This is a genomic window from Mesoterricola silvestris (assembly GCF_030295405.1).
Taxonomy (GTDB): Bacteria; Acidobacteriota; Holophagae; order Holophagales; family Holophagaceae; genus Mesoterricola; species Mesoterricola silvestris.
In genome coordinates this window covers 458426-479100 of the sequence record NZ_AP027080.1, presented here as the reverse complement: position 1 = coordinate 479100, position 20675 = coordinate 458426, and the positions used below count along the sequence as shown (strand labels likewise).

13 protein-coding genes are annotated in these 20675 nt (G+C 68.9%); 11 read left to right on the top strand and 2 right to left on the bottom strand.

Going from position 1 to position 20675, the window contains the following annotated elements:
- The first annotated feature begins 531 nt into the window (after positions 1 to 531).
- Complete coding sequence (locus tag R2J76_RS02175; protein ID WP_316415877.1) at positions 532 to 2490, top strand: S9 family peptidase; 1959 nt, start codon at positions 532 to 534, stop codon at positions 2488 to 2490.
- A 96-nt stretch (positions 2491 to 2586) separates the two neighbouring features.
- The gene (gene mqo / locus R2J76_RS02170) at positions 2587 to 4071 is read left to right on the top strand and encodes a malate dehydrogenase (quinone) (RefSeq protein WP_316414134.1); all 1485 of its coding nucleotides are present in this window, start codon (positions 2587 to 2589) and stop codon (positions 4069 to 4071) included.
- Between the two features lie 263 nt (positions 4072 to 4334).
- Here mqo and R2J76_RS02165 read toward each other — a convergent pair whose 3' ends face one another.
- On the bottom strand, positions 4335 to 5285 hold the full coding sequence (locus tag R2J76_RS02165) for a 4Fe-4S binding protein (protein ID WP_316414133.1): 951 nt from the start codon (positions 5283 to 5285) through the stop codon (positions 4335 to 4337).
- 126 nt (positions 5286 to 5411) lie between these two features.
- Between R2J76_RS02165 and R2J76_RS02160 the strand changes: the two genes are divergently transcribed.
- Positions 5412 to 6791 carry an MFS transporter gene (locus R2J76_RS02160; protein ID WP_316414132.1) on the top strand — a complete coding sequence of 460 codons (1380 nt, stop codon included), beginning with the start codon at positions 5412 to 5414 and terminating at the stop codon, positions 6789 to 6791.
- Here the strand turns inward: R2J76_RS02160 and R2J76_RS02155 are convergent.
- Positions 6775 to 7353 (bottom strand): HD domain-containing protein, encoded by a 579-nt coding sequence (locus R2J76_RS02155; protein ID WP_316414131.1) that lies wholly within the window; start codon positions 7351 to 7353, stop codon positions 6775 to 6777. The two genes, R2J76_RS02160 and R2J76_RS02155, sit on opposite strands and share 17 nt — an antisense overlap.
- A 205-nt stretch (positions 7354 to 7558) precedes the next feature.
- Between R2J76_RS02155 and R2J76_RS02150 the strand changes: the two genes are divergently transcribed.
- From R2J76_RS02150 to R2J76_RS02115, 8 genes are all read left to right on the top strand, one after another.
- Positions 7559 to 10444 carry an immunoglobulin domain-containing protein gene (locus R2J76_RS02150; RefSeq protein WP_316414130.1) on the top strand — a complete coding sequence of 962 codons (2886 nt, stop codon included), beginning with the start codon at positions 7559 to 7561 and terminating at the stop codon, positions 10442 to 10444.
- A 104-nt stretch (positions 10445 to 10548) separates the two neighbouring features.
- Entirely contained in the window at positions 10549 to 13668 is a 3120-nt protein-coding gene (gene icmF, locus R2J76_RS02145; protein ID WP_316414129.1) for a fused isobutyryl-CoA mutase/GTPase IcmF, read from the top strand.
- Positions 13669 to 13754: 86 nt separating this feature from the next.
- Positions 13755 to 14894, top strand: coding sequence for an acyl-CoA dehydrogenase family protein (locus tag R2J76_RS02140; protein ID WP_316414128.1), 1140 nt, complete (start codon positions 13755 to 13757; stop codon positions 14892 to 14894).
- 12 nt (positions 14895 to 14906) lie between these two features.
- A complete protein-coding gene (locus R2J76_RS02135; protein WP_316414127.1) occupies positions 14907 to 16463 on the top strand; it encodes an acyl-CoA carboxylase subunit beta in 1557 nt (518 codons plus the stop codon).
- Between the two features lie 11 nt (positions 16464 to 16474).
- A complete protein-coding gene (gene accC / locus R2J76_RS02130) occupies positions 16475 to 17995 on the top strand; it encodes an acetyl-CoA carboxylase biotin carboxylase subunit (protein ID WP_316414126.1) in 1521 nt (506 codons plus the stop codon).
- Between the two features lie 10 nt (positions 17996 to 18005).
- Positions 18006 to 18539 carry a biotin/lipoyl-containing protein gene (locus R2J76_RS02125; protein WP_316414125.1) on the top strand — a complete coding sequence of 178 codons (534 nt, stop codon included), beginning with the start codon at positions 18006 to 18008 and terminating at the stop codon, positions 18537 to 18539.
- Positions 18540 to 18554: 15 nt separating this feature from the next.
- Positions 18555 to 19331 (top strand): enoyl-CoA hydratase/isomerase family protein, encoded by a 777-nt coding sequence (locus tag R2J76_RS02120; RefSeq protein WP_316414124.1) that lies wholly within the window; start codon positions 18555 to 18557, stop codon positions 19329 to 19331.
- A 30-nt stretch (positions 19332 to 19361) separates the two neighbouring features.
- The gene (locus R2J76_RS02115; protein ID WP_316414123.1) at positions 19362 to 20675 is read left to right on the top strand and encodes a 3-hydroxyacyl-CoA dehydrogenase family protein; all 1314 of its coding nucleotides are present in this window, start codon (positions 19362 to 19364) and stop codon (positions 20673 to 20675) included.

The window sequence follows — 20675 nt, the reverse complement described above, 5'->3', positions numbered from 1 at the left end:
GACCCACCGGTAGCGCAATCGCAGCAGCAAGCTGCTGCGATTGCGCTTGCCGTGATCCGTTGACGATGGGTGATTGGGGACGGGGGGTGCGCCTGTTCATCGCGCGGCCGGAAGACCACCGGGGTCATGCCTTGGGCTGTGCACCGTTGCCCACTTCGCCCACGTTCCCGAGCCCCGCTGTCACGGGATCACGGGCAGCGAATTCGCAGCAGCTTGCTGCTGCGAATGCGCTACCGGTGGGTCGGGGCTTCGGGTCGGGACCCCGGTGGGTCGCGGCGCAGGTGGGAAGCCGGCCGAATAAACGTGCGGCCCCCGGCAGGGGCTGATTGGGGGGACCGGAAACTCCACGGGCCGACCCCTGAGCCCGCACCTTTTCCTTGTGTCGGCGGAGGAGTTTCAGGAATCTGGATGGAGTGTCTTCGAGGGAGTCCCGTGAACATCGCGCGCCGCATTCTGCCCCTTCTGATATGCCCTTGGCTTTCCGCCGCGCCGCGGGCGTTTTCCATTGAGGACCTCTACCGGTTGAAGGATGTGGCGCACCTGGCGCTGTCGCCGGACGGGTCCCGGGTCCTGTTCGAGGTCGCCTCCCAGGATCTGCGCAAGTCCACGCGGGCCACCCATGTGTGGATGGCGGACCTGCGGAGCGGAGCGGTGCGGCAGCTCACCTTCGCGGGGCATTCGGATACGCTGCCCCGCTGGTCCGCGGACGGGAAATCCTTCACGTTCGTCTCCAACCGGGAGGAGGGCTCCCAGGTGTGGCGCATGGACATGGGGGGCGGGGAGGCGAAGGCGCTCACCTCCTTCGGGCCGGGCATCGCGGACCCGCTGGTGGTGGGGAAGACGCTCTTCTTCCAGTCCACCGTGTTCCCGGAGGCCATGGCGGACGAGGCCCGCAACAAGGCCATGGCGGACAAGCTGGAGAAGGGGCCCGTCCAGGCGCACCTGGCCGATTCGCTGCTGTACCGCCATTGGACCTCGTACCGGGATTTCCAGTACACCCACCTGTTTTCCGCCCCGGCGGACGGCGGGCCGGTCACGGCCATCACCTCGGGGCCGCGCGACTTCCCGGGCTATGACCAGAGCTACGACGTGGCTCCCGACGGCCGGGAGCTGTGCGTGGCCACGCCCAATGGCGCGGAACCGGCCCGGTCCACCAACACCGACCTCTTCCTCATCCGCCTGGATGGGGATCGCACGCCCGTCTGCATCACCGGGGCCAACCCCGCGGCCGACGGCGCGCCCCGCTACTCCCCGGACGGCCGGTGGATCGCTTACAAGTTCCAGCAGGTGCCGGGCTTCGAATCCGACCGCTTCCGCCTGGGGGTCTACGACCGCACCGCCAAGGCCTTCCGGAACCTCACGGAGGCCCTGGACAACCCCGTGGAAAGCTTCCAGTGGTCGGCCGACGGCAAGGCCCTATGGTTCACCATCCAGGAAAAGGGACGCTATCCCCTGTACCGGGTGGAGCTGTCCTCCGGCAAGCCCGTGCGCATGCTGGAAGGCCAGAGCATCCGGGAGTTCGTGGTGGCCCCGGACCAGGGCTCCGTGGTGTTCGTGCGCAACCGCGTGGGCGAGGCCTCCGAGGTCTGGAGCTGCCGCTTCCCCGGGAAGGAACTGCGAAAACTCACCGCCTTCAACGACGCGGTGGCCGCCGAGGTGGACCTGCGCCCGGCGGAGGAGCTGTGGGTGAAGGGGGCGGACGGCACGCCCGTGCAGGTCTTCATCGTCAAGCCCCACGGCTTCGACCCCGCGAAGAAGTATCCGCTGATCCTCAACGTGCACGGCGGGCCCCAGATGATGTGGTCCGACACCTTCCGGGGCGACTGGCAGGTGTACCCCGGCGCCGGGTATGTGGTGGCCTTCCCCAATCCCCACGGTTCCACGGGCTACGGCCAGGCCTTCACCAACGCCATCTCCAGGGACTGGGACGGCAAGGTCATGACCGATATCGCCAAGGTCACCGACGCCCTGGCGGCCCTGCCCTACGTGGACGCGTCGCGCATGGGCGCCATGGGCTGGTCCTGGGGCGGCTACGCCATGATGTGGCTGGAGGGGCACACCACCCGGTTCAAGGCCCTGGCCGCCATGATGGGCGTCTATGACCTGCCGGCCATGCACGGGTCCACGGAGGAGCTCTGGTTCCCGGAATGGGACCTGGGGGGCACCCCCACCTCCCACAAGGCCGCCTACGACCGCATGAACCCCTCCGGCAGCGCCCAGGCCTTCAAGACCCCCTGCCTGGTCATCACCGGGGAGAAGGATTACCGGGTGCCCTACACCCAGAGCCTGGAGTTCTTCACGGACCTGCAGCTGGCGAAGGTGCCCTCGCGCCTCCTCGTCTTCAAGAACGACGGCCACTGGCCCGACCGGCTCAAGTCCATGCCCGTCTACTACAACGCCCACCTGGAGTGGTTCGCCAAATACCTGGGCGGGGCCCCGGCCCCCTGGTCCACCGAGGCCCTGGTGCGCAACCAGGTTTTCGGAGACTGAGACTCCACCTCCGGAATTATCGAAGGCCAGCTCCGAAATTACCCGGCCGCTGACGCCGGGGGCTAGGCATAATGGGGAAAATTCCCAGGAGGACACGTGGTTCCCAAGGAGAATCAGGTCGATGTCGCCATCGTGGGGGGCGGGATCGTCAGCGCCACCTTGGCCACCATGCTGGCCGAGCTCCGCGGGGACATGCGCATTCTCGTGCTGGAGCGCCTGGGCGACGTGGCCGAGGAGAGCAGCCAGGCCATGAACAACGCCGGCACGGGCCACGCCGCCAACTGCGAACTGAACTACACCCCCGAGAAGCCCGACGGGTCCGTGGACATCACCAAGGCCCTGAACATCAACGCCTCCTTCGAGGTGTCCCTGCAGTTCTGGTCCCACCTGGTGGAACGGGGCATCATCCCCGCCCCCTCCACGTTCCTGAACCCCTGCCCCCACCTGAGCTTCGTGTGGGGCGAGGCCAACACCCGGTTCCTGCGCACCCGCCAGGCCCGCCTCTCCGGCCACCCCATGTTCGCGGACATGCGCATCACGGAGGATCCGGCCGAGCTCAAGGAATGGATGCCCCTGATCATGGAGGGCCGGGAGCCCGGCACCCCCCTGGCGGCCACCCGGGTGGACCGGGGCACCGATCTGGATTTCGGCAGCCTGGCCCACACCATGTTCACCGCCCTGAAGCGCCGGCCCGGCTTCCGCCTGGAAGTGAACCACGACGTCCAGGACCTCACCCGGGAGCCCTACGGGCTCTGGCGGCTGAAGGTGGCCGACCGCAAGGAAGGCGGCCACAAGGAATTCACCGCCCGGTTCGTGTTCCTGGGCGCCGGCGGCGGGGCCCTGCCCCTCCTGCTGAAGTCCGGCATCCCCGAGGCGGACGGCTACGGGGGCTTCCCCGTGAGCGGCCAGTGGCTGGTGTGCAAGAACCCCTCCATCGTGGCCCGCCACGCCGCCAAGGTGTACGGCAAGGCCACCATCGGGGCCCCGCCCATGTCCGTGCCCCACCTGGACACCCGCATCATCGGGGAATCCCGGGCCCTGCTCTTCGGCCCCTACGCCGGGTTCACCACGAAGTACCTCAAGGAGGGCTCGTACCTGGACCTGCCCCGTTCGGTGAAGACCACCAACCTCAAGCCCATGCTCTTCGCCGGCCTCCACAACCTCGACCTGACCCGCTACCTCATCGGCCAGGTGCTCCAGTCCCAGGAGGACCGGGTGAAGACCCTCCGGGACTTCATCCCCACCGCGCGCCTGGAGGACTGGGATCTGGAGATCGCCGGCCAGCGGGTCCAGATCATCAAGAAGGATCCCAAGCAGGGCGGCAAGTTGGAGTTCGGCACCGAGATGGTGGCCGCCGCGGACGGAACCCTCGCCGCCCTCCTGGGCGCCAGCCCCGGGGCCTCCACCTGCGCGGCCACCATGGTGGACCTCATCCTCAAATGCTTCTCCGAATCCCGAACGGCGGAAGGGCAGGCCATCATCCGGAAAATGGTCCCCTCCCACGGCCACGACCTCACCAAGGAGACGGACGTCCTTAGGGCCGTGCGGGACCGTACGAACGCGGTGTTGGGACTCCGATAGGACCGGGCCCGGACAGGCTTGCCCTGCCGGGGGCTGCGGTGGTTTTCAGCCGGGTTCCGGCAGGGGGGCGCGACCCAACCGGGTCCCGACACCATGCGCCGACCCATCGGTAGCGCTTGCGCAGCAGCGAGCTGCTGCTGGCGCTTGCCGTGATCCATGGACGACGGTGGCGGAAGCTGCGGGAAGCCGGCCCGACCAATCAACGTCGGCGCCAACGGACCGGGGCGAAGGTCCGGGACACGGACGGAAACGCAGCCACCCTTTTAATCCTGCATCCGGATGAGCTCGCGGTAGTCTTCGGCCGTGATGATGTTCTGCCAGTGGCCCGTGATCATCGCGAGGCCCGTGATGGCCATGAAGAGGCCCACCACCAGCGCCGCGAACACGGCCCGGGGCACGGCCTTGCCGCCGGGGGCGCGCATCTCCAGGGTGTCCTTCACGGGGCAGGCTTCCACGCAGCGCAGGCAGGCGGTGCACTCGTCGCTGGCCACGCGGGTGGCCGCGTGCACCTGGATGCGGGAGGGGCAGGCCTTCGTGCAGAGCTTGCAATCGATGCAGGTGGCCTTGGACCGGGTGATGCGCAGGGGGCTGGCCAGGCTCAGGAGGCCCAGGAGCGCGCCGTAGGGGCAGAGGTAGCGGCACCAGACGTTCTTCACGACCAGGGAGAGGGCGGCCAGGACGAGCACCACGGCCAGGGCGGTGGCGGAGATGCGGGCGAAGAAGAGGTACATGCGCAGGTCCGCGGCAGCGTTGAAGGGGCTGTACAGGAAGCCCTGCAGGGCGGGTCCGTCCATCCTCCAGGCGGCCCAGAGGAAGAAGAGCAGGAGCAGGTATTTCAGGGAGCGCAGGGGGTAGTCCAGCCAGCGTGGCGGTTCCAGGTGCCGGCCGAAGAGCTTGGCCCCCAGGCGCCACAGGCCCTCGCTGAGGGCCCCCACGGGGCAGAGCCAGCTGCAGAAGGCCTTCTTCAGGAAGAGGCCCAGCGCGAGGATGGCCAGGAAGATGAAGAGACCCGCGGGGTGCAGCTCGCAGATGCGGCCGGTGGCGGCCCAGAACTTGAGGCTCAGCAGGGCGCTGATGGGGAGGAAGCCCTCCGCCCCGGGCGGGTGGGATGCGCGCCCGTGCATGAACAGCGCGAACTCCACCCCGATCCAGCCGCACAGCGCCAGGAACGCGGCCTGCACCGCGGTGCGAAGGGGGAAGGGACGCTTCTTCATGCCTTCGAGCCTAGCACCCGCGTTCCTTCATTTCGGAATTCCCGATCCGTTTTGTGACCCTCGGCACGGCGCTTTCCCCGGCGCCCGTCCCATGCAAAGCTTTACGAGGCAGACCTGGAGATCCCGATGAATGACCATGGCCCCAAGGGCAGCGCGCAGCCTGGGTTTCCCAGCAGCTTCTGGACCGCCAACGGCACCGAGCTTTGCGAGCGGGCGGCCTATTACGCCATGGCCAGCTTCGTGGTGCTCTACCTGGGCCAGCTGGGGTTCGGGGCCTACTGGCCCAGCTTCCTGAACAGCAGCGTGCTGTGGTTCCTGGTGTACTTCCTGCCCATCCTTTCGGGATCCCTGGCCGATCAGTACGGCTTCAAGAAATCCCTCCTGGTGGCCTTCGTGCTGCTGGCCATCGCCTACTTCCTCATGGGCTATCCCGTGTGGTTCGGCGGGGCGAAGCTGGCCCCCGTGTTCTCCTCGGAGGTGACCGTGGGCTGGCGCACCGCGGTGCCCATCGTCGGCGGCGTGGTGATGATCGGCCTGGGCGGCAGCATCGTGAAGCCCTGCATCGCCGGCACGGTCCAGAAGACCGCCGGCGCCCGCAAGACCCTCGGGTTCGCCATCTTCTACATGATCATCAACGTGGGCAGCCTGGTGGGCCGGGGCGTGGCGTTCTATTTCCGCCGGCGCTTCGACCTGAGCGCCATCTTCGCGGTGTCCATGGCGGCGGCGGTGGTGGCCTTCCTCGTGGTGCTCCTGGTGTACAGGGACCCGGACGTGGAGATGGGCAACACGGAGAAGAAGCCCGGGCGCTCCATGGGCGAGATCCTCCTGGGCATGGTCAAGGTGCTGGGCAGCGGCCGCTTCGCCATGTTCCTCCTGGTGTCCAGCGGCTTCTACTTCATCTACAACCAGGTGTACAACCTCCTGCCCCTCTACGTGAAGCGCACCGTGGAGCTGACGCCGGCCATGGACCTCTACACCATGGCCAACCCCTTCGTCATCGTCACCTGCCAGCTGCTGATCACCCTGGCCTTCGGCAAGCTGCCCCCCATCAAGTCCATCGTGGTGGGCACGGTGATCATCGGCTTCTCCATGCTCATCAACATCGCCCCGCTGTACCTGGGGGGCGGGGTCTCCCCGCGGGTGTGGGACCTGCTGCCCATGGGCTCGCTGTTCATCGTGCTGACGGTGGCGCTCATCGCCTTCGGCGAACTGTTCGCGTCCTCCCGCCTCTACGAGTACATCGGCTCCCTCGCCCCCAAGGGCCAGGAGGGCCTCTTCCTGGGCTACGCCAACATCCCCATGGCCGTGGGCTCCCTCATCGGCGGCCCCGCGGGGGCCTGGCTCTTCAACGCCGTGATGTGCAAGGGCGCCACGAAGCTCCCCAGCGGCCTGCTGAAGCTGGACCCCAGGGCCGCGGCCACGGGCTGGGTGATCCTCACGGCCATCGGCCTCTGCAGCGCGGCGAGCATGTACGCCTACAACGCCTGGCTCAAGCGCCAGGAATAGCCCGCTCCAGTTCCTCCACCGCCGCGTCCAGTTCCTCCAGCAGGGGGGTCCGGCCCCGGCGCGCCAGGATGTCCACCACGCTGCGGTAGTACCACACGGTCTCCCCGGGCCCCGCGTTGAACCGCGCCCACAGGGCCGGCCCGCAGGCGCGCAGGTCCCGCACCAGGGACCGGCAGTTGTGGAGCTTGTCGCCCAGGACGATGAGCCGGGCCCCGTCGCTGGCCTCGGCCAGGTGGGCCAGGTAGGCCTCCTTGCGCTGCCTCCAGGGAGGCTTGGGCACGGAGAGGGCGTCGGTGCATTCCAGGACCAGGTCGGCCACGGCGGGTCCGAACCGGGCCCGGATCTCCTCCAGCACCGGCAGGCCCCCGCCGTCCTCCACGGCATCGTGGAGCAGGCTCGCGATGGCCACGTCCTCCCCCGCCCCGTTCTCCAGGGCCGTCGCCGTCACCGCCAGCACGTGGGAGAGGTAGGGGACGGTGGTCCCCTTGCGGAACTGCCCAGTGTGCACCCGGGCGGCGAAGGCCATGGCCATCTGGAAGCGCGGACCGAGGGGGAAGTCCATGGGAACTCCGGGGGGTGGGCTCCAGTATGGGACGGGGTCCAGACTTCAAAATAAATTAAAATTTTATATTGTCTTAGGCTGCAGTTAACCCAAATTGCCTCACGGAACCGCGTCCATCGAGGACATCAATTTTTAAATATTGCTCATAGCACGACTTTCCCAAACACCCACGGGGCTCCCATTGCGGCCGGCCCGGGAGGAACCAATGAATATCAAGTTGACCGTGGGCCTTCCCTGCGCCCTCCTCCTGGGAAGCCTGGTCCACTGCGGTGGAGGCCGCTCCGGCGCGGAGACGTCCTCCCTGGCACCCCTCGTCACCTCCCAGCCCCAGGACCAGGCCGTCAAGGCCCCGGCCTCCGCCACCTTCTATGCCACCGCCTCGGGGGACCCCGCGCCCACCTACCAGTGGGCCCTCAATGGCGTGCCCATTCCGGGGGCCACCTCCAACGCCTTCACCACCGCCGGCACCGATTCGTCCATGACCGGCCAGGTCTACACCCTGACCGCCACCAACAGCCTGGGATCCGCCACCAGCGCGGGGGCCGCCCTCACCGTCACCGGCCCCCCGGTGATCACCACCCAGCCCGCCAGCGCCACCGTGAGGCTGGGGGACACCGGCACCTTCTCGGTGGCCGCGGCGGGGCTCGGCGGCCTCACCTACGAGTGGTCCAGGAACGGCTCCACCCTGGAGGGGGTCACCGGCCCCACGTGCTCCGTCCCCGCGGTCTCCCCGGACCTCACCGGAGGCTCCTACACCGTGAAAGTGACCAGTCCCTCCGGGTCGGCCACCAGCAACCCCGCGATCCTCACGGTGGCCTACGGCCCGGTGATCGCGGTCCAGCCGGCCTCCCGCGGCGTCAAGGCCCCCGACCCGGTGGAGTTCAAGGTGGAGGCCAAGGGCAACCCCGTCGTATTCCAGTGGTTCCGAAACGGTATCGCCCTGGCCGGGGCCAACGAGGCCACCTGGTCCGTGCCCGTCACCACCGTGGCCATGAACGGCGATGTGTACCAGGTGGAGGTCACCTGCGCGGACGTCTCCCTCTGGAGCGACAAGGCGATCCTGAACGTCTCGGGCGCCCCGGTCATCACGGCCCAGCCCCGGGGGGTGAGCCTCCTGGCCGGATCGGCCTTCAGCCTCACGGTGGAAGCGGTGGGCGTGCCCGAGGCCCTCACCTACCAATGGAACAAGGACGGCGACCCCATCCCCGGCGCCACCGCCCCCACCTTCGCCGTGGCCCAGGCCGCGGTCGGGGACGCCGGTTCCTATTCCGTCACCGTCAGCAACGCCGCGGGATCCACCGAAAGCCTGAAGGCCAAGGTGGCCGTGACCGCGGGATACACCGTCGGCGGCACCGTGACCGCCGGGGGGGAGCCGGTGGCGGGCGCCATCCTCACCCTGGGCACCAGCCCGGTGCGCACCGCCACCAACGACGCCTTCGGCGCCTTCGCCTTCGCGGGGGTGCTCCCCGGCACCTACGTCCTCACCCCCTCCATACCCGCCTTCTCCGCGGTCATCTCCCCCGCCTCCCACACCCTCACCGTGCCCGACGACGGGAAGGCCAGCTTCACGGCCGTCCTGGGCTACACCGTTTCCGGCACCCTCACCGGGGCGGGGGCCGGCACCACGTACCTGAGCCTCCAGCCCGCCGGGGGCGGAACCCCCCAGGGCGCGGCCCATCTGGACCTGGGCGGAGGAAGCGGCTTCACCTTCCGGGGGGTGCCGCCGGGCACCTACACCCTGACGGGGCGCACGGATCTCTACGACAAGGGGGTACCCAACGCCCACGATCCCGCCGGGACCCTGGCCGCCCCCGTCACGGTCCGCGGCGGGGACGTGGCGGGTCTCGTCCTGGCCCTGGCGGCGGGCGCGCCGGACCTCTCCCTCCTTCCGGCTCCCGCCTTCACCGCGAGCGGGATGGATTCGGGCATCGTCCTGGACTACGCGCCGGTCACCTCCGCCGGGGTGGAGCAGCCCCAGTTCTACCAGGTGGACTGGAGCACCGACCCCGAATTCGCCACGCTCTCGGGAACCCGGCGCCTGTCCCCCTCCGCCGGCCACCTCCTGATCCTCACGGGCGGGCTCCCGGCGGACGGCACGGTCTATCACGTGCGCATGCGGGGCGTGGGACCCGCCACCGCCACGCCCTGGTCCCCGCCCGCCTCCGTACCGGTGGGCCCCGCCTCCGGGCTCCTCAGCGCCTCGGGCACCGTATCCTTCGCCACCCCGCCCACGGGCCCGCTGGTCGTGGGGCTGCGGGACCTGGCCTCGGGCCGGGCCTGGATGACCCGCCTCCCGTCCCCGGTGAGCCCCCAGCCCTTTTCCATCTCCGGCATTCCGCCCTCGAGCCCGGGTTCCTATCAGCTGATCGCGTTCCTGGACCAGGACGCCAACGGGGTGCCCTCCTTCGGGGACGCGGTCCGGACCCAGACCGTGGCCATGGACCAGGATCTCCCGGGCCTGGCGCCGGTCCTGCCCTCCGCCGCCTGCACCGCCCAGGTGGCCACCCGCCATTCCCGCCCCGGCGGGACCGACGCCTACGCCCTGGCCTTCACCCTGAAGGACGGCATCCGCCACGTGGCTTCGGCCCAGGTGGTCTCGGGCCCCAACCTCCCCGTGCCGGCGAGCCTGGGCACCAACGGCGGCTCCTCCGTCCTGACCTACGAGGCCGCCGTCACCGCCCGCCCCGCCGTGGGCGACACCTACACGATCCTGGCCACCTACCAGGATGGGACCACCGGGACCCTCACCACCCAGGTGACCGGGGTCCTGGACCTTTTCCCTTCCCTGGACGCCCCCATGGGCACCGGGGACGGGAGCGGGTCCTCCGCCGACCTGCAGCCGGCCTTCGCCTGGACCGGGACCTTCCCCCCGGCCTTCCACCTGGCGTTCAGCCTGACGGGACCGGGCGTTTCCTGGGGGGTGCCCGCACTGCCCCCCACCACCACCTCCCTGGACTGGTCCGTGGATCCCGGGGATCCCGCCAACCGGGTCACCGGGTCCCTGGCCGTGGGAACCCCCTGCGCCTGGACCCTGGCGGTGACGGATGATTCCGGAAATGCCTCGCAAGTGACTGCGGCCTATACGCCTTGACCCTGTTCCAGCTTATGGGCCCATAAATATTCCGGAAGATCAGGTCCGGTTCTGAGCGAGAATGAGAACCCATCTCGCTCAAAACCCGCCCTTCCGGAGAGTACATGAGTGGATCCACCCAGCCCGCGAGGATCGTCACAGCCGCTGCCCTGTTCGACGGCCACGATGCGGCCATCAACCTGGTGCGCCGGCTCCTGGTGGCCCAGGGGGCCCAGGTCATCCACCTGGGGCACGACCGGAGCGTGGCGGAGATCGCCAAGGCGGCGGTGGAGGAGGATGCCGACGCCGTGTGCGTGTCCTCGTACCAGGGCGGCCACATGGAGTTCTTCACCTACCTGGCCGAGAGCCTGCGGGCCCTGGGCGCCGGGCACATCAAGGTCTTCGGCGGCGGGGGCGGGGTGATCCTGCCCGAGGAGGCCCGGGCCCTGGAGGCCGCCGGGGTGGAGAAGATCTACACCCCGGACGACGGCATGCACCTGGGGGTCGAGGGCATGATCACCGATCTCCTGGAGCGCACCCGCAGGCGCCCGGACAGGAACCCGGGCCCCGGAGGGGAGCGGCTGGAGCGGTCCCGGCGCCTCTCGGCGGCCCTGGCCGGGGCCGATCCCGGCGGGGAGGCCCCCCGGGTGCCCGTCATCGGCCTCACCGGCACGGGCGGGGCGGGCAAGAGCTCCCTGGCCGACGAGCTGGTGCGCCGGCTCCTCCTGGATTTCCCCACCCTGACCGTGGCGGTGCTGGCCATCGACCCCACCCGCAAGGCCTCGGGCGGCGCCCTGCTGGGGGACCGCCTGCGCATGGGCTCCACCTCCAGCGACCGGGTGTTCTTCCGCAGCGTGGCGGCCTCCGGGGACATCACGGCCCTGGTCCGGGCCGGGGCCGGGCTCCTGAAGCGCACGGGGGCCTCCCTGGTCCTGGTGGAGACCAGCGGCATCGGCCAGGGCGACACCGAGATCCTGGAGATGGCCGACGTGCCGGTGTACGTCATGACCAGCGAATTCGGGGCCGGCACCCAGCTGGAGAAGATCAACATGCTGGATTACGCCCACCTGGTGGTGATCAACAAGTTCGAGGACAAGCGCGCCGAGGACGCCCTCCAGGCGGTGCGCCGCCAGGTGCGGCGGAACCGGGGCATCCCCGCCTCGGTGCCCGACGACCGGCTCCCCGTGTACGGCACGGCCGCGGGCCACTTCAACGACGCCGGGGTGGACCGGTTCTACCTGGACCTCCTGGCCCACCTGCGGGAGGCCTTCGGCCTGGACCTGCGCTCCGCCCTGCCCGACCCCGGTCCCGCGGCGTTCTCCTGCGAAAGGGCCGCGCCCATCGTGCCCTTCGAGCGGGGCAAGTACCTCCAGGAGATCGTCAAGGCGGTGCGGGACTACCGGCACCACACCGAAGGCCTCGCGGCCCGGGCGGACCGCCTCCAGGCCCTGGAGGCGGCCGCCGCGGCCATGGCCGAGCCCCCCGAGGCCCTCCTGGCCGAGGCCGGCCGGGCCCGCACGGACCTGGGGGAGGGACTCGCGCTGCTGGAGCGGTGGAACCGCATGCGCGCCGCGTACGCCGGGGAGACCTTCACCTACCGGGTGCGGGACCGGGAGGTCCACGTGCCCCTCACTGTCACCTCCCTCTCGGGCACCGCGGTGCGCAAGGTGGAGCTGCCCCGCACGGACCGGGCCGGGGAGATCATCCGGTTCCTGCGCCAGGAGAACGTCCCCGGCAGCTTCCCCTACACCGCCGGCGCCTTCCCCTTCCGCCGCACCGACGAGGACCCCAAGCGCCAGTTCGCGGGCGAAGGCGGCCCCGAGAGGACGAACCGGAGGTTCCACTTCCTCTGCCGGGGGGAGGCCTCCAAGCGCCTGTCCACCGCCTTCGATTCCGTGACCCTCTACGGGGAGGACCCCGACGAGCGCCCCGACATCTACGGCAAGATCGGCGAATCCGGCGTGAGCGTCGCCACCCTGGACGACATGAAGACCCTCTTCCAGGACTTCGACCTGTGCGACCCCAACACCTCGGTGTCCATGACCATCAACGGCCCGGCGCCGGTGATCCTGGCCATGTTCTTCAACGCCGCCATCGACCAGCAGGCCGCGAAGGGCATCGACCGGGAGACGACGCTGCGCAACCTGCGGGGCACGGTCCAGGCCGACATCCTCAAGGAGGACCAGGCCCAGAACACCTGCATCTTCTCCATCGAGTTCGCCCTGCGCATGATGGGCGACATGCAGGCCTTCCTCATCCGCAACGGCATGCGCAACTACTACTCGGTGAGCGTCTCGGGCTACCACATCGCCGAGGCCGGGGCCAACCCCGTGGCCCAGCTGGCCTTCACCCTGGCCAACGGGTTCACCCTGGTGGAGTACTACCTGAGCCGAGGCATGGCCATCGACGACATCGCCCCGAGCCTGTCGTTCTTCTTCAGCTCGGGCCTGGATCCGGAGTACGCCGTGCTGGGCCGGGTGGCCCGGCGCATCTGGGCCATCGCCCTGCGGGACGTCTACGGCGCCAGCGAGAAGAACCAGAAGCTCAAGTACCACATCCAGACCTCCGGGCGCTCCCTGCACCTGAAGGAGATGAAGTTCAACGACATCCGCACCACCCTCCAGGCCCTCACCGCCCTGCTGGACAACTGCAACTCCCTCCACACCAACGCCTACGACGAGGCCCTCACCACCCCCACCGAGGAATCGGTGCGCCTGGCCATGGCCATCCAGCTCATCATCACCCGGGAGTGGGGCGTCCACTGGAACGAGAACCCCCTGCAGGGCTCGTACTTCTTCAGCCGCCTCACCGACGACCTGGAGGAGGCGGTGCTGGAGGAGTTCAGCCGCCTCAACGCCCGGGGCGGGGTCCTGCGGGCCATGGAGACCCAGTACCAGCGCTTCCGCATCCAGGAGCAGTCCCTGCTCTACGAGACCCGCAAGCATTCCGGGGAGCTCCCCGTGGTGGGGGTCAACACCTTCGTGCGCGAGGAGGAGGCCGGGGCCGAGCCCCGCCCCGTGAGCCGCGCCACCCCGGAGGAGAAGAACGGACGCCTGCGGGAGCTGCGGGCCTTCCAGGAGCGCCACGCCGCCGAGGCGGGCCCGGCCCTGGAGCGCCTGCGCGACCAGGTGCGCCGGGGAGGCAACCTCTTCGAGGTCCTCATGGACACGGTGCGGGTGGCCAGCCTGGGCCAGATCACCTCCGTACTCTATGAAATGGGAGGAAAATACCGGCGTTCCATGTGACCTCCCCATTCAGCATTACCCCCACCCCTTCGAATCATGTTCAAATCCATCACCATCCCCAGACCCGATACGAACCGGAGCTTTCCATGAGCATGCCCCTGACCCAGCTTGGCGAGGAGGAACTCGCCTTCCAGGAACTCGTCGCCGATTTCGCCCGGAACGAGATCCAGCCCCTGCGCGAGGCCATGGACGAGGCCCAGGAGATGCGCCCCGACCTGGTGAAGAAGCTCTTCGGCCTGGACATCATGGGCATCGAGGTGCCCGAGGCCTACGGCGGCGCCGGCTCCACCTTCTTCAACGCCATCCTCGTCATCGAGGAGCTCAGCAAGGTGGACGCCTCCGTGGGCGTCCTGGTGGACGTGCAGAACACCCTGGTGGACAACTGCTTCAACCGATGGGGCAGCGAGGAGCAGAAGCGGAAGTACCTGCCCCGGCTCTGCAAGGACACCGTGGGCGCCTACGCCCTGTCCGAGGCGGGTTCGGGGTCCGACGCCTTCGCCCTTTCCACCCGGGCCACCCCCAATGCCGGAGGGTACCTGCTCAACGGCAGCAAGCTCTTCATCACCAGCGCCCAGGAGGCGGGGATCTTCGTGGTCTTCGCCACGGTGGACCCGGCCGCGGGGTACCGGGGCATCACGGCCTTCATCGTCGAGCGCGGCATGCCGGGCTTCACCGTCTCCCGCAAGGAGAACAAGCTGGGCATCCGCGCCAGCTCCACCTGCGAACTGAGCCTGGCCGACGTGCAGGTGGGGCCCGGACAGGTGCTGGGGGAGGTGGGCAAGGGCTACAAGGTGGCCATCGAGACCCTCAACGAGGGCCGCATCGGCATCGCCGCCCAGATGCTGGGCCTGGCCGAGGGCGCCCTGGCCCACGCCCTGGCCTACACGAAGGAGCGCAGGCAGTTCGGCAAGGCCATCTTCGACTTCCAGGCCGTGCAGATGCGCCTGGCCGAGTGCGCCAGCCGCGTGGAGGCGGCGCGCCTCATGACCTACAACGCCGCCCGCATGAAGGACGCCGGCCTCCCCTTCATCCGGGAGGCGGCCATGGCCAAGTACTTCACCAGCCAGGTGGCGGAATGGGTCGCCAGCGAGTGCCTGGAATTGTTCGGAGGCTACGGCTTCACGAAGGACTACCCGGCAGAGAAGTACTTCCGGGACAGCAAGATCGGGAAGATCTACGAAGGAACGACGTTCATGCAGCTGCAGACCATCGCCAAGCTGCTCTAGGCGGGAGGGGACATGACCACGGGACAGGACGCGAAGCTGGCACTCCTCAGGGCGAAGCACGAGGAGGCCGAGAGGGGCGGGGGCGCCGACAAGATCGCCAAGCACCACGCCTCCGGGAGGCTCACGGCCCGGGAGCGCATCGCCATCCTCCTGGACGAGGATTCCTTCACGGAGATCGACAAGTTCGTCCTGCACCGCTGCGACAACTTCGGCATGGAGAAGATGAAGATCCCCGGCGACGGGGTGGTGACGGGGTACGGGCTCATCGACGGGCGGTTGGTGTACGTCTTCGCCCAGGACTTCACGGTCTTCGGGGGGTCCCTTTCCAAGGCGTACGCGGAGAAGATCTGCAAGATCATGGACATGGCCTCCCGCAACGGGGCGCCGGTCATCGGGCTCAACGATTCGGGGGGGGCCCGCATCCAGGAGGGCGTGCAGTCCCTGGCGGGCTATTCGGACATCTTCACCCGCAACGTGCTCTCCTCGGGGGTGGTGCCCCAGATCTCGGCCATCATGGGGCCCTGCGCGGGGGGCGCGGTCTACTCCCCGGCCATTACGGACTTCGTGTTCATGGTCAAGGACACGTCCTACATGTTCATCACGGGGCCCGACGTCATCAAGGCGGTCACCCACGAGGAGGTCTCCAAGGAGGACCTGGGCGGGGCCATGACCCACAACGCCCGGTCCGGCTGCGCGCACTTCGCGTGCACGGACGACGAGGAGTGCCTGCTCATGATCCGCGAGCTCATGGGCTTCATCCCCCTCAACAACCAGGACGACCCGCCCTCCCGGGTCTGCACGGACGACCCCAACCGCACCGAGGTGGCCCTGCGCACCCTGGTGCCCGATTCGGCCAACCTGCCCTACGACATGAAGGACATCTTCCATGCCGTGGTGGACGACGGCCACTTCTTCGAGGTGCAGGAGCACTTCGCCCGGAACCTGGTCATCGGCTTCGCCCGGCTCAACGGGAGGCCCGTGGGCATCGTGGCCAACCAGCCCAATCACCTGGCCGGGGCCCTGGACGTGGATTCCTCCCTCAAGGGCGCGCGCTTCGTGCGTTTCTGCGACTGCTTCAACATCCCCCTGATCTTCTTCGAGGACGTGCCGGGCTTCCTGCCGGGGGTGGGCCAGGAGCTGGGCGGCATCATCAAGCACGGCGCCAAGCTCCTCTACGCCATCACCGAGGCCACGGTGCCCCGGCTCACCGTGATCACCCGCAAGGCCTACGGCGGCGCCTACTGCGTGATGAACGCCAAGAACATCCGCTGCGACTACGCCATCGCATGGCCCACGGCCGAGATCGCCGTCATGGGCCCCGAGGGCGCCGTGAACATCATCCACCGCAAGGAGCTGGACACCTCCCGGGACCCAGAGCGCACGCGCACCGCCCTGCTGGACGACTACCGGAACAAGTTCGCCAACCCCTACAACGCGGCCGAACTGGGCTACGTGGACGAGGTCATCGATCCCATGAACACCCGTCCCGTCCTCATCCGCGCCCTGGAGATGTGCCGGAACAAGCGCGTCAGCAATCCGCCCCGGAAGCACGGCAACCTGCCGCTTTGAGGATTCCGACCATGTTCAAGAAGATTCTCATCGCCAACCGGGGAGAGATCACCATCCGGGTCATCCGCGCCTGCAAGGAGCTGGGGGTGCCCACCGTGGCCGTCTTTTCCGAGGCGGACCGCGCGGCCCTGCACGTGCGGGCCGCGGACGAGGCCTACTGCATCGGCCCCGCCCCCAGCCGGGAATCCTACCTGCGCTACGACCGGATCCTGGAGGTGGCGGCCCGGTGCGGCGCCGACGCCATCCACCCCGGCTACGGGTTCCTGTCGGAGAACGTGGCCTTCGCCGAGGCCTGCGCCGCCCAGGGGATCACCTTCATCGGGCCCAACCCCAGGGCCATCCGGGTCATGGGCAACAAGACCACCTCCCGGGTGGCGGTGTACGAAATGGGCGTGCCGCTGGTGCCCGGCATGCGGGAGAACCTGGTTTCCGAGGAGCAGGCCCTGGAATGGGCCGACCGCATCGGCTTCCCCATCATGATGAAGGCCGCCGCCGGCGGCGGCGGCAAGGGCCTGCGCCAGATCCTTCGCCGCGAGGACGTGGTCGCGGCCTACCGCGCCGCCAAGTCCGAGAGCCTGGCCTCCTTCGGGGACGACGCGGTGTACATGGAGCGGTACATCGAGAACCCCCGGCACATCGAGATCCAGGTGCTGGGCGACAAGCACGGCAACATCATCTACTGCCCCGAGCGGGAGTGCTCCATCCAGCGCCGGCACCAGAAGGTCATCGAGGAGGCCCCCTCGACCCTGGTGGACCCGGAGATGCGCAGGGCCATGGGCGAGGCCGCCATCCGCGCGGCAAAGGCCGTGGACTACGATTCCGCGGGCACGGTGGAGTTCATCGTTTCGGGCAGGTCCAGGGAGTTCTTCTTCCTGGAGATGAACACGCGCCTGCAGGTGGAGCACCCCATCACCGAGATGATCACGGGCATCGACCTGTGCAAGGAGATGATCCGCAGCGCCGCGGGCTACGTCCTGCCCTTCCGCCAGGAGGACATCCCCTGCCACGGCCACGCCCTGGAGTGCCGCATCTACGCCGAGGACCCCGACAACCGCTTCCTGCCCACCCCGGGGAGGATCAGCGGCCTGCGGGTCCCGGGCGGCCCCTGGGTGCGGGACGAGTCGGGCATGTACGAGGGCCTGGACGTGCCCATCCACTACGACCCCATGCTCAGCAAGCTGGTGGTGTGGGGCAGCACCCGGGAGCGCATGATCACCCGCATGGAGCGGGCCCTGTCGGAGTACGCGGTCAAGGGCATCAAGACCACCATCCCCTTCCACGCCCGGATGCTCAAGAACGAGCGGTTCCTGGCCGGCGACATCGACACCAACTTCATCGACCAGGAATTCCAGCCCCAGGACGAGGCGCGGGTGAAGCCCCACGAGGACATCGCGCTGGTGGCCGCGGCCATCGGGGCCTACCGCCGGGACAAGGCCAAGGCCCTGGGCCGGGTCGGGGGCGAATCGGGCCCGGCCGGGGACGCCTCGGCCTGGAAGGCCAGCGGCAGGGTCAAGCGGGATCCGGGATTCTGAGGAGGCAGCCATGGTCTACATCGGCACCCATCAAGGCCGCACCACCAAGGCGAAGGTCGTGGAGCCCCGCCCGGGCCTCTTCACGGTGACCTTGGGGGAGACGGAGTACGAGGTGGATTTCCTGGAGCCCCAGCCCAACATCTACTCCCTCCTCATCGACGGCCGCTCCTTCGAGGTGGACGTGGACGCCAAGGCCGGCGGCGACGTCTTCGACGTCCTCATCAAGGGCGACCACTACGAAGTGGAGATGGTGGAGGAGAAGAAGAAGAAGCTGGCCATGAAGATGAGCAAGGGGGCCTCGGGCCGCCAGGACATGAAGTCCCCCATGGCCGGCAACGTGCGGGCCGTGCAGGTGCAGCCCGGGGACCGGGTCGCCGCGGGACAGGTGGTGCTGATCCTGGAGGCCATGAAGATGCAGAACGAGATCAAGTCCGCCATCGACGGGATCGTGGCCTCCGTCACCGCCCGGGAGGGCGTGGCCGTGGCCGCGGGCGATCCGCTGCTGGTGGTGGAGCCCTGGGAACCGCAGTTCCCCAACGGTTGAAGGCACGGAGGACCCATGAACGACCATGTGAGACTCGTCATCGAGAACGGCATCGGGGTGGTCACCATCGACCGCCAGGAGGCCCTCAACGCCCTGGACGACGGGGTCCTGGCGGGGCTCGAGGAGGCCTTCCTGGCCCTGGGCCGGGACCCCTCGGTGCGCGCCGTGATCCTCACGGGCGCCGGCAAGGCCTTCGTGGCCGGGGCCGACATCAAGGCCATGGCGGCCTTCACCCCCGTGGAGGCCCGGGCCTTCGCCCAGCGCGGCCAGCGCATCTTCACCCTCATCGAGGACTATCCCCACCCCGTCATCGCGGCGGTCAACGGCTACGCCCTGGGGGGCGGCTGCGAACTGGCCATGACCTGCGATATCCGCATCGCCAGCGAGAAGGCCAAGGCCGGCCAGCCCGAAGTGAACCTGGGCGTCCTGCCGGGCTTCGGCGGAACCCAGCGCCTGGCCCGGATCATGGGGCGCTCCGCCGCCAAGTACCTGCTCTTCACCGGGGAGGTGATCGGCGCCGCCCGGGGCCTGGAACTGGGCCTCTTCAACGAGGTGGTGGCGCCCGAGAACCTCCTGCCCCGCTGCATGGAGATCGCCGCGGCCATCGCCGCCAAGGCCCCGGTGGCCGTTTCCTTCGTCAAGCACGCCGTCAACGAGGGCACCGACGGCCCCATGGCCCACGGCCTCTCCCTGGAGGCCGAGCTCTTCGCGGGGACCTTCGGCACCCAGGACCAGAAGGAAGGCATGAGGGCCTTCATCGACAAACGCCCCCCCCAGTTCCTGGGCAAGTAGAGGATCATCCCGATGGACCTGAATACCCGAATGCAGAACGTCGCCGTGGTGGGCGCGGCCGGCAAGATGGGCAGCGGCATCTCCCTGCTGCTGGCCCTGGAGCTGGCCTACCGGTCCCTGGAGGACCCCAAGGCCACCTTCGTGCTCAGCCTCATCGACATGAACGATTCCGGCCTCCAGGGCCTCCTGCGCTACGTGCGGGACCAGGCCCGCAAGGACGGCGAGCGCCAGGTGAACCGGCTCCGCGCCCTCTACCGGGACCGGGCGGACCTGGTGGAGAACGCCGAGATGGTGGAGGCCTTCGTGGCGGAGGTGATGCTCCACCTGCGCACCGGCAGGACCCTGGCCCTGGCCAAGGACGCCCTCCTGGTCTTCGAGGCCGCCTTCGAGAAGGAGGAGATCAAGTTCCAGATCTACGATGAGCTGGCCGCCCTGTGCCCGCCCGGGACCTGGTTCCTCACCAACACCTCCAGCATCCCCCTCCACGTGCTCACCCACCGCTGCGGCATCCAGGGCCGCATGATCGGGTTCCACTTCTACAACCCCCCCGCCGTGCAGAAGCTGGTGGAGCTGATCCCCCCGGAGGACTGCGATCCGGCCCTGGAGGCCGGCGCGGAGGAACTGGCCCTGGTGCTGCGCAAGAAGACGGTTCCGGCCCGGGACATCGCGGGCTTCATCGGCAACGGCCACTTCATGCGGGACGGCCTGCGCTGCATCCGGGAAATGGAGCGCCTGGCCCCGGAGCACGGCTTCGCCCGGGCCGTCCACATGGTGGAGAAGGTGAGCCGGGACTGGCTCCTGCGCCCCATGGGCATGTTCCAGCTCATCGACTACGTGGGCATCGACGTGTTCCAGCTGATCCTCCGGGTCATGGAGAAGTACCTGCAGGAGGGCCTCCATTCCCCCCTGGTGGACACCCTGCTGGAGCAGGGCGTCCGGGGCGGCCAGACCTCCTCCGGGGCCCAGAAGGACGGGTTCCTGCGGTACGAGAAGGGCCGGCCCGTGGGCATCCTCGATCCGGCCACCCGGGACTACGTGCCCGTGGACGCCGCCTTCGCCGCGGACGTGGAGGCGCGCCTGGGACCCCTCCCCGATCCCTCCCTTTCCTGGAAGGCCCTCTCCCGGGACCCGGGCAGGGAACGGAAGCTCCGCGCCCACTTCGCGGCCCTCAAGGGCCTGGATTCCCAGGGCGCCGCCATGGCCCGCCGTCACGCCGCGGACAGCCGCGACATCGCCCTGGATCTTGTGCGCCAGGGCGTCGCCGCCCGGGCCGAGGACGTCAACGCCGTCCTGACCCTGGGCTTCTTCCACCTCTACGGCCCCGTCAACGACTTCCTGGACTGA

Coding starts and splice junctions, on each gene's coding strand:
- R2J76_RS02165 (WP_316414133.1), bottom strand. CDS start 5,285: ATGAAGAAGCGTCCCTTCCCCCTTCGCACCGCGGTGCAGGCCGCGTTC.
- R2J76_RS02160 (WP_316414132.1), top strand. CDS start 5,412: ATGAATGACCATGGCCCCAAGGGCAGCGCGCAGCCTGGGTTTCCCAGC.
- R2J76_RS02155 (WP_316414131.1), bottom strand. CDS start 7,353: ATGGACTTCCCCCTCGGTCCGCGCTTCCAGATGGCCATGGCCTTCGCC.
- R2J76_RS02150 (WP_316414130.1), top strand. CDS start 7,559: ATGAATATCAAGTTGACCGTGGGCCTTCCCTGCGCCCTCCTCCTGGGA.
- icmF (WP_316414129.1), top strand. CDS start 10,549: ATGAGTGGATCCACCCAGCCCGCGAGGATCGTCACAGCCGCTGCCCTG.
- R2J76_RS02140 (WP_316414128.1), top strand. CDS start 13,755: ATGAGCATGCCCCTGACCCAGCTTGGCGAGGAGGAACTCGCCTTCCAG.
- R2J76_RS02135 (WP_316414127.1), top strand. CDS start 14,907: ATGACCACGGGACAGGACGCGAAGCTGGCACTCCTCAGGGCGAAGCAC.
- accC (WP_316414126.1), top strand. CDS start 16,475: ATGTTCAAGAAGATTCTCATCGCCAACCGGGGAGAGATCACCATCCGG.
- R2J76_RS02125 (WP_316414125.1), top strand. CDS start 18,006: ATGGTCTACATCGGCACCCATCAAGGCCGCACCACCAAGGCGAAGGTC.
- R2J76_RS02120 (WP_316414124.1), top strand. CDS start 18,555: ATGAACGACCATGTGAGACTCGTCATCGAGAACGGCATCGGGGTGGTC.
- R2J76_RS02115 (WP_316414123.1), top strand. CDS start 19,362: ATGCAGAACGTCGCCGTGGTGGGCGCGGCCGGCAAGATGGGCAGCGGC.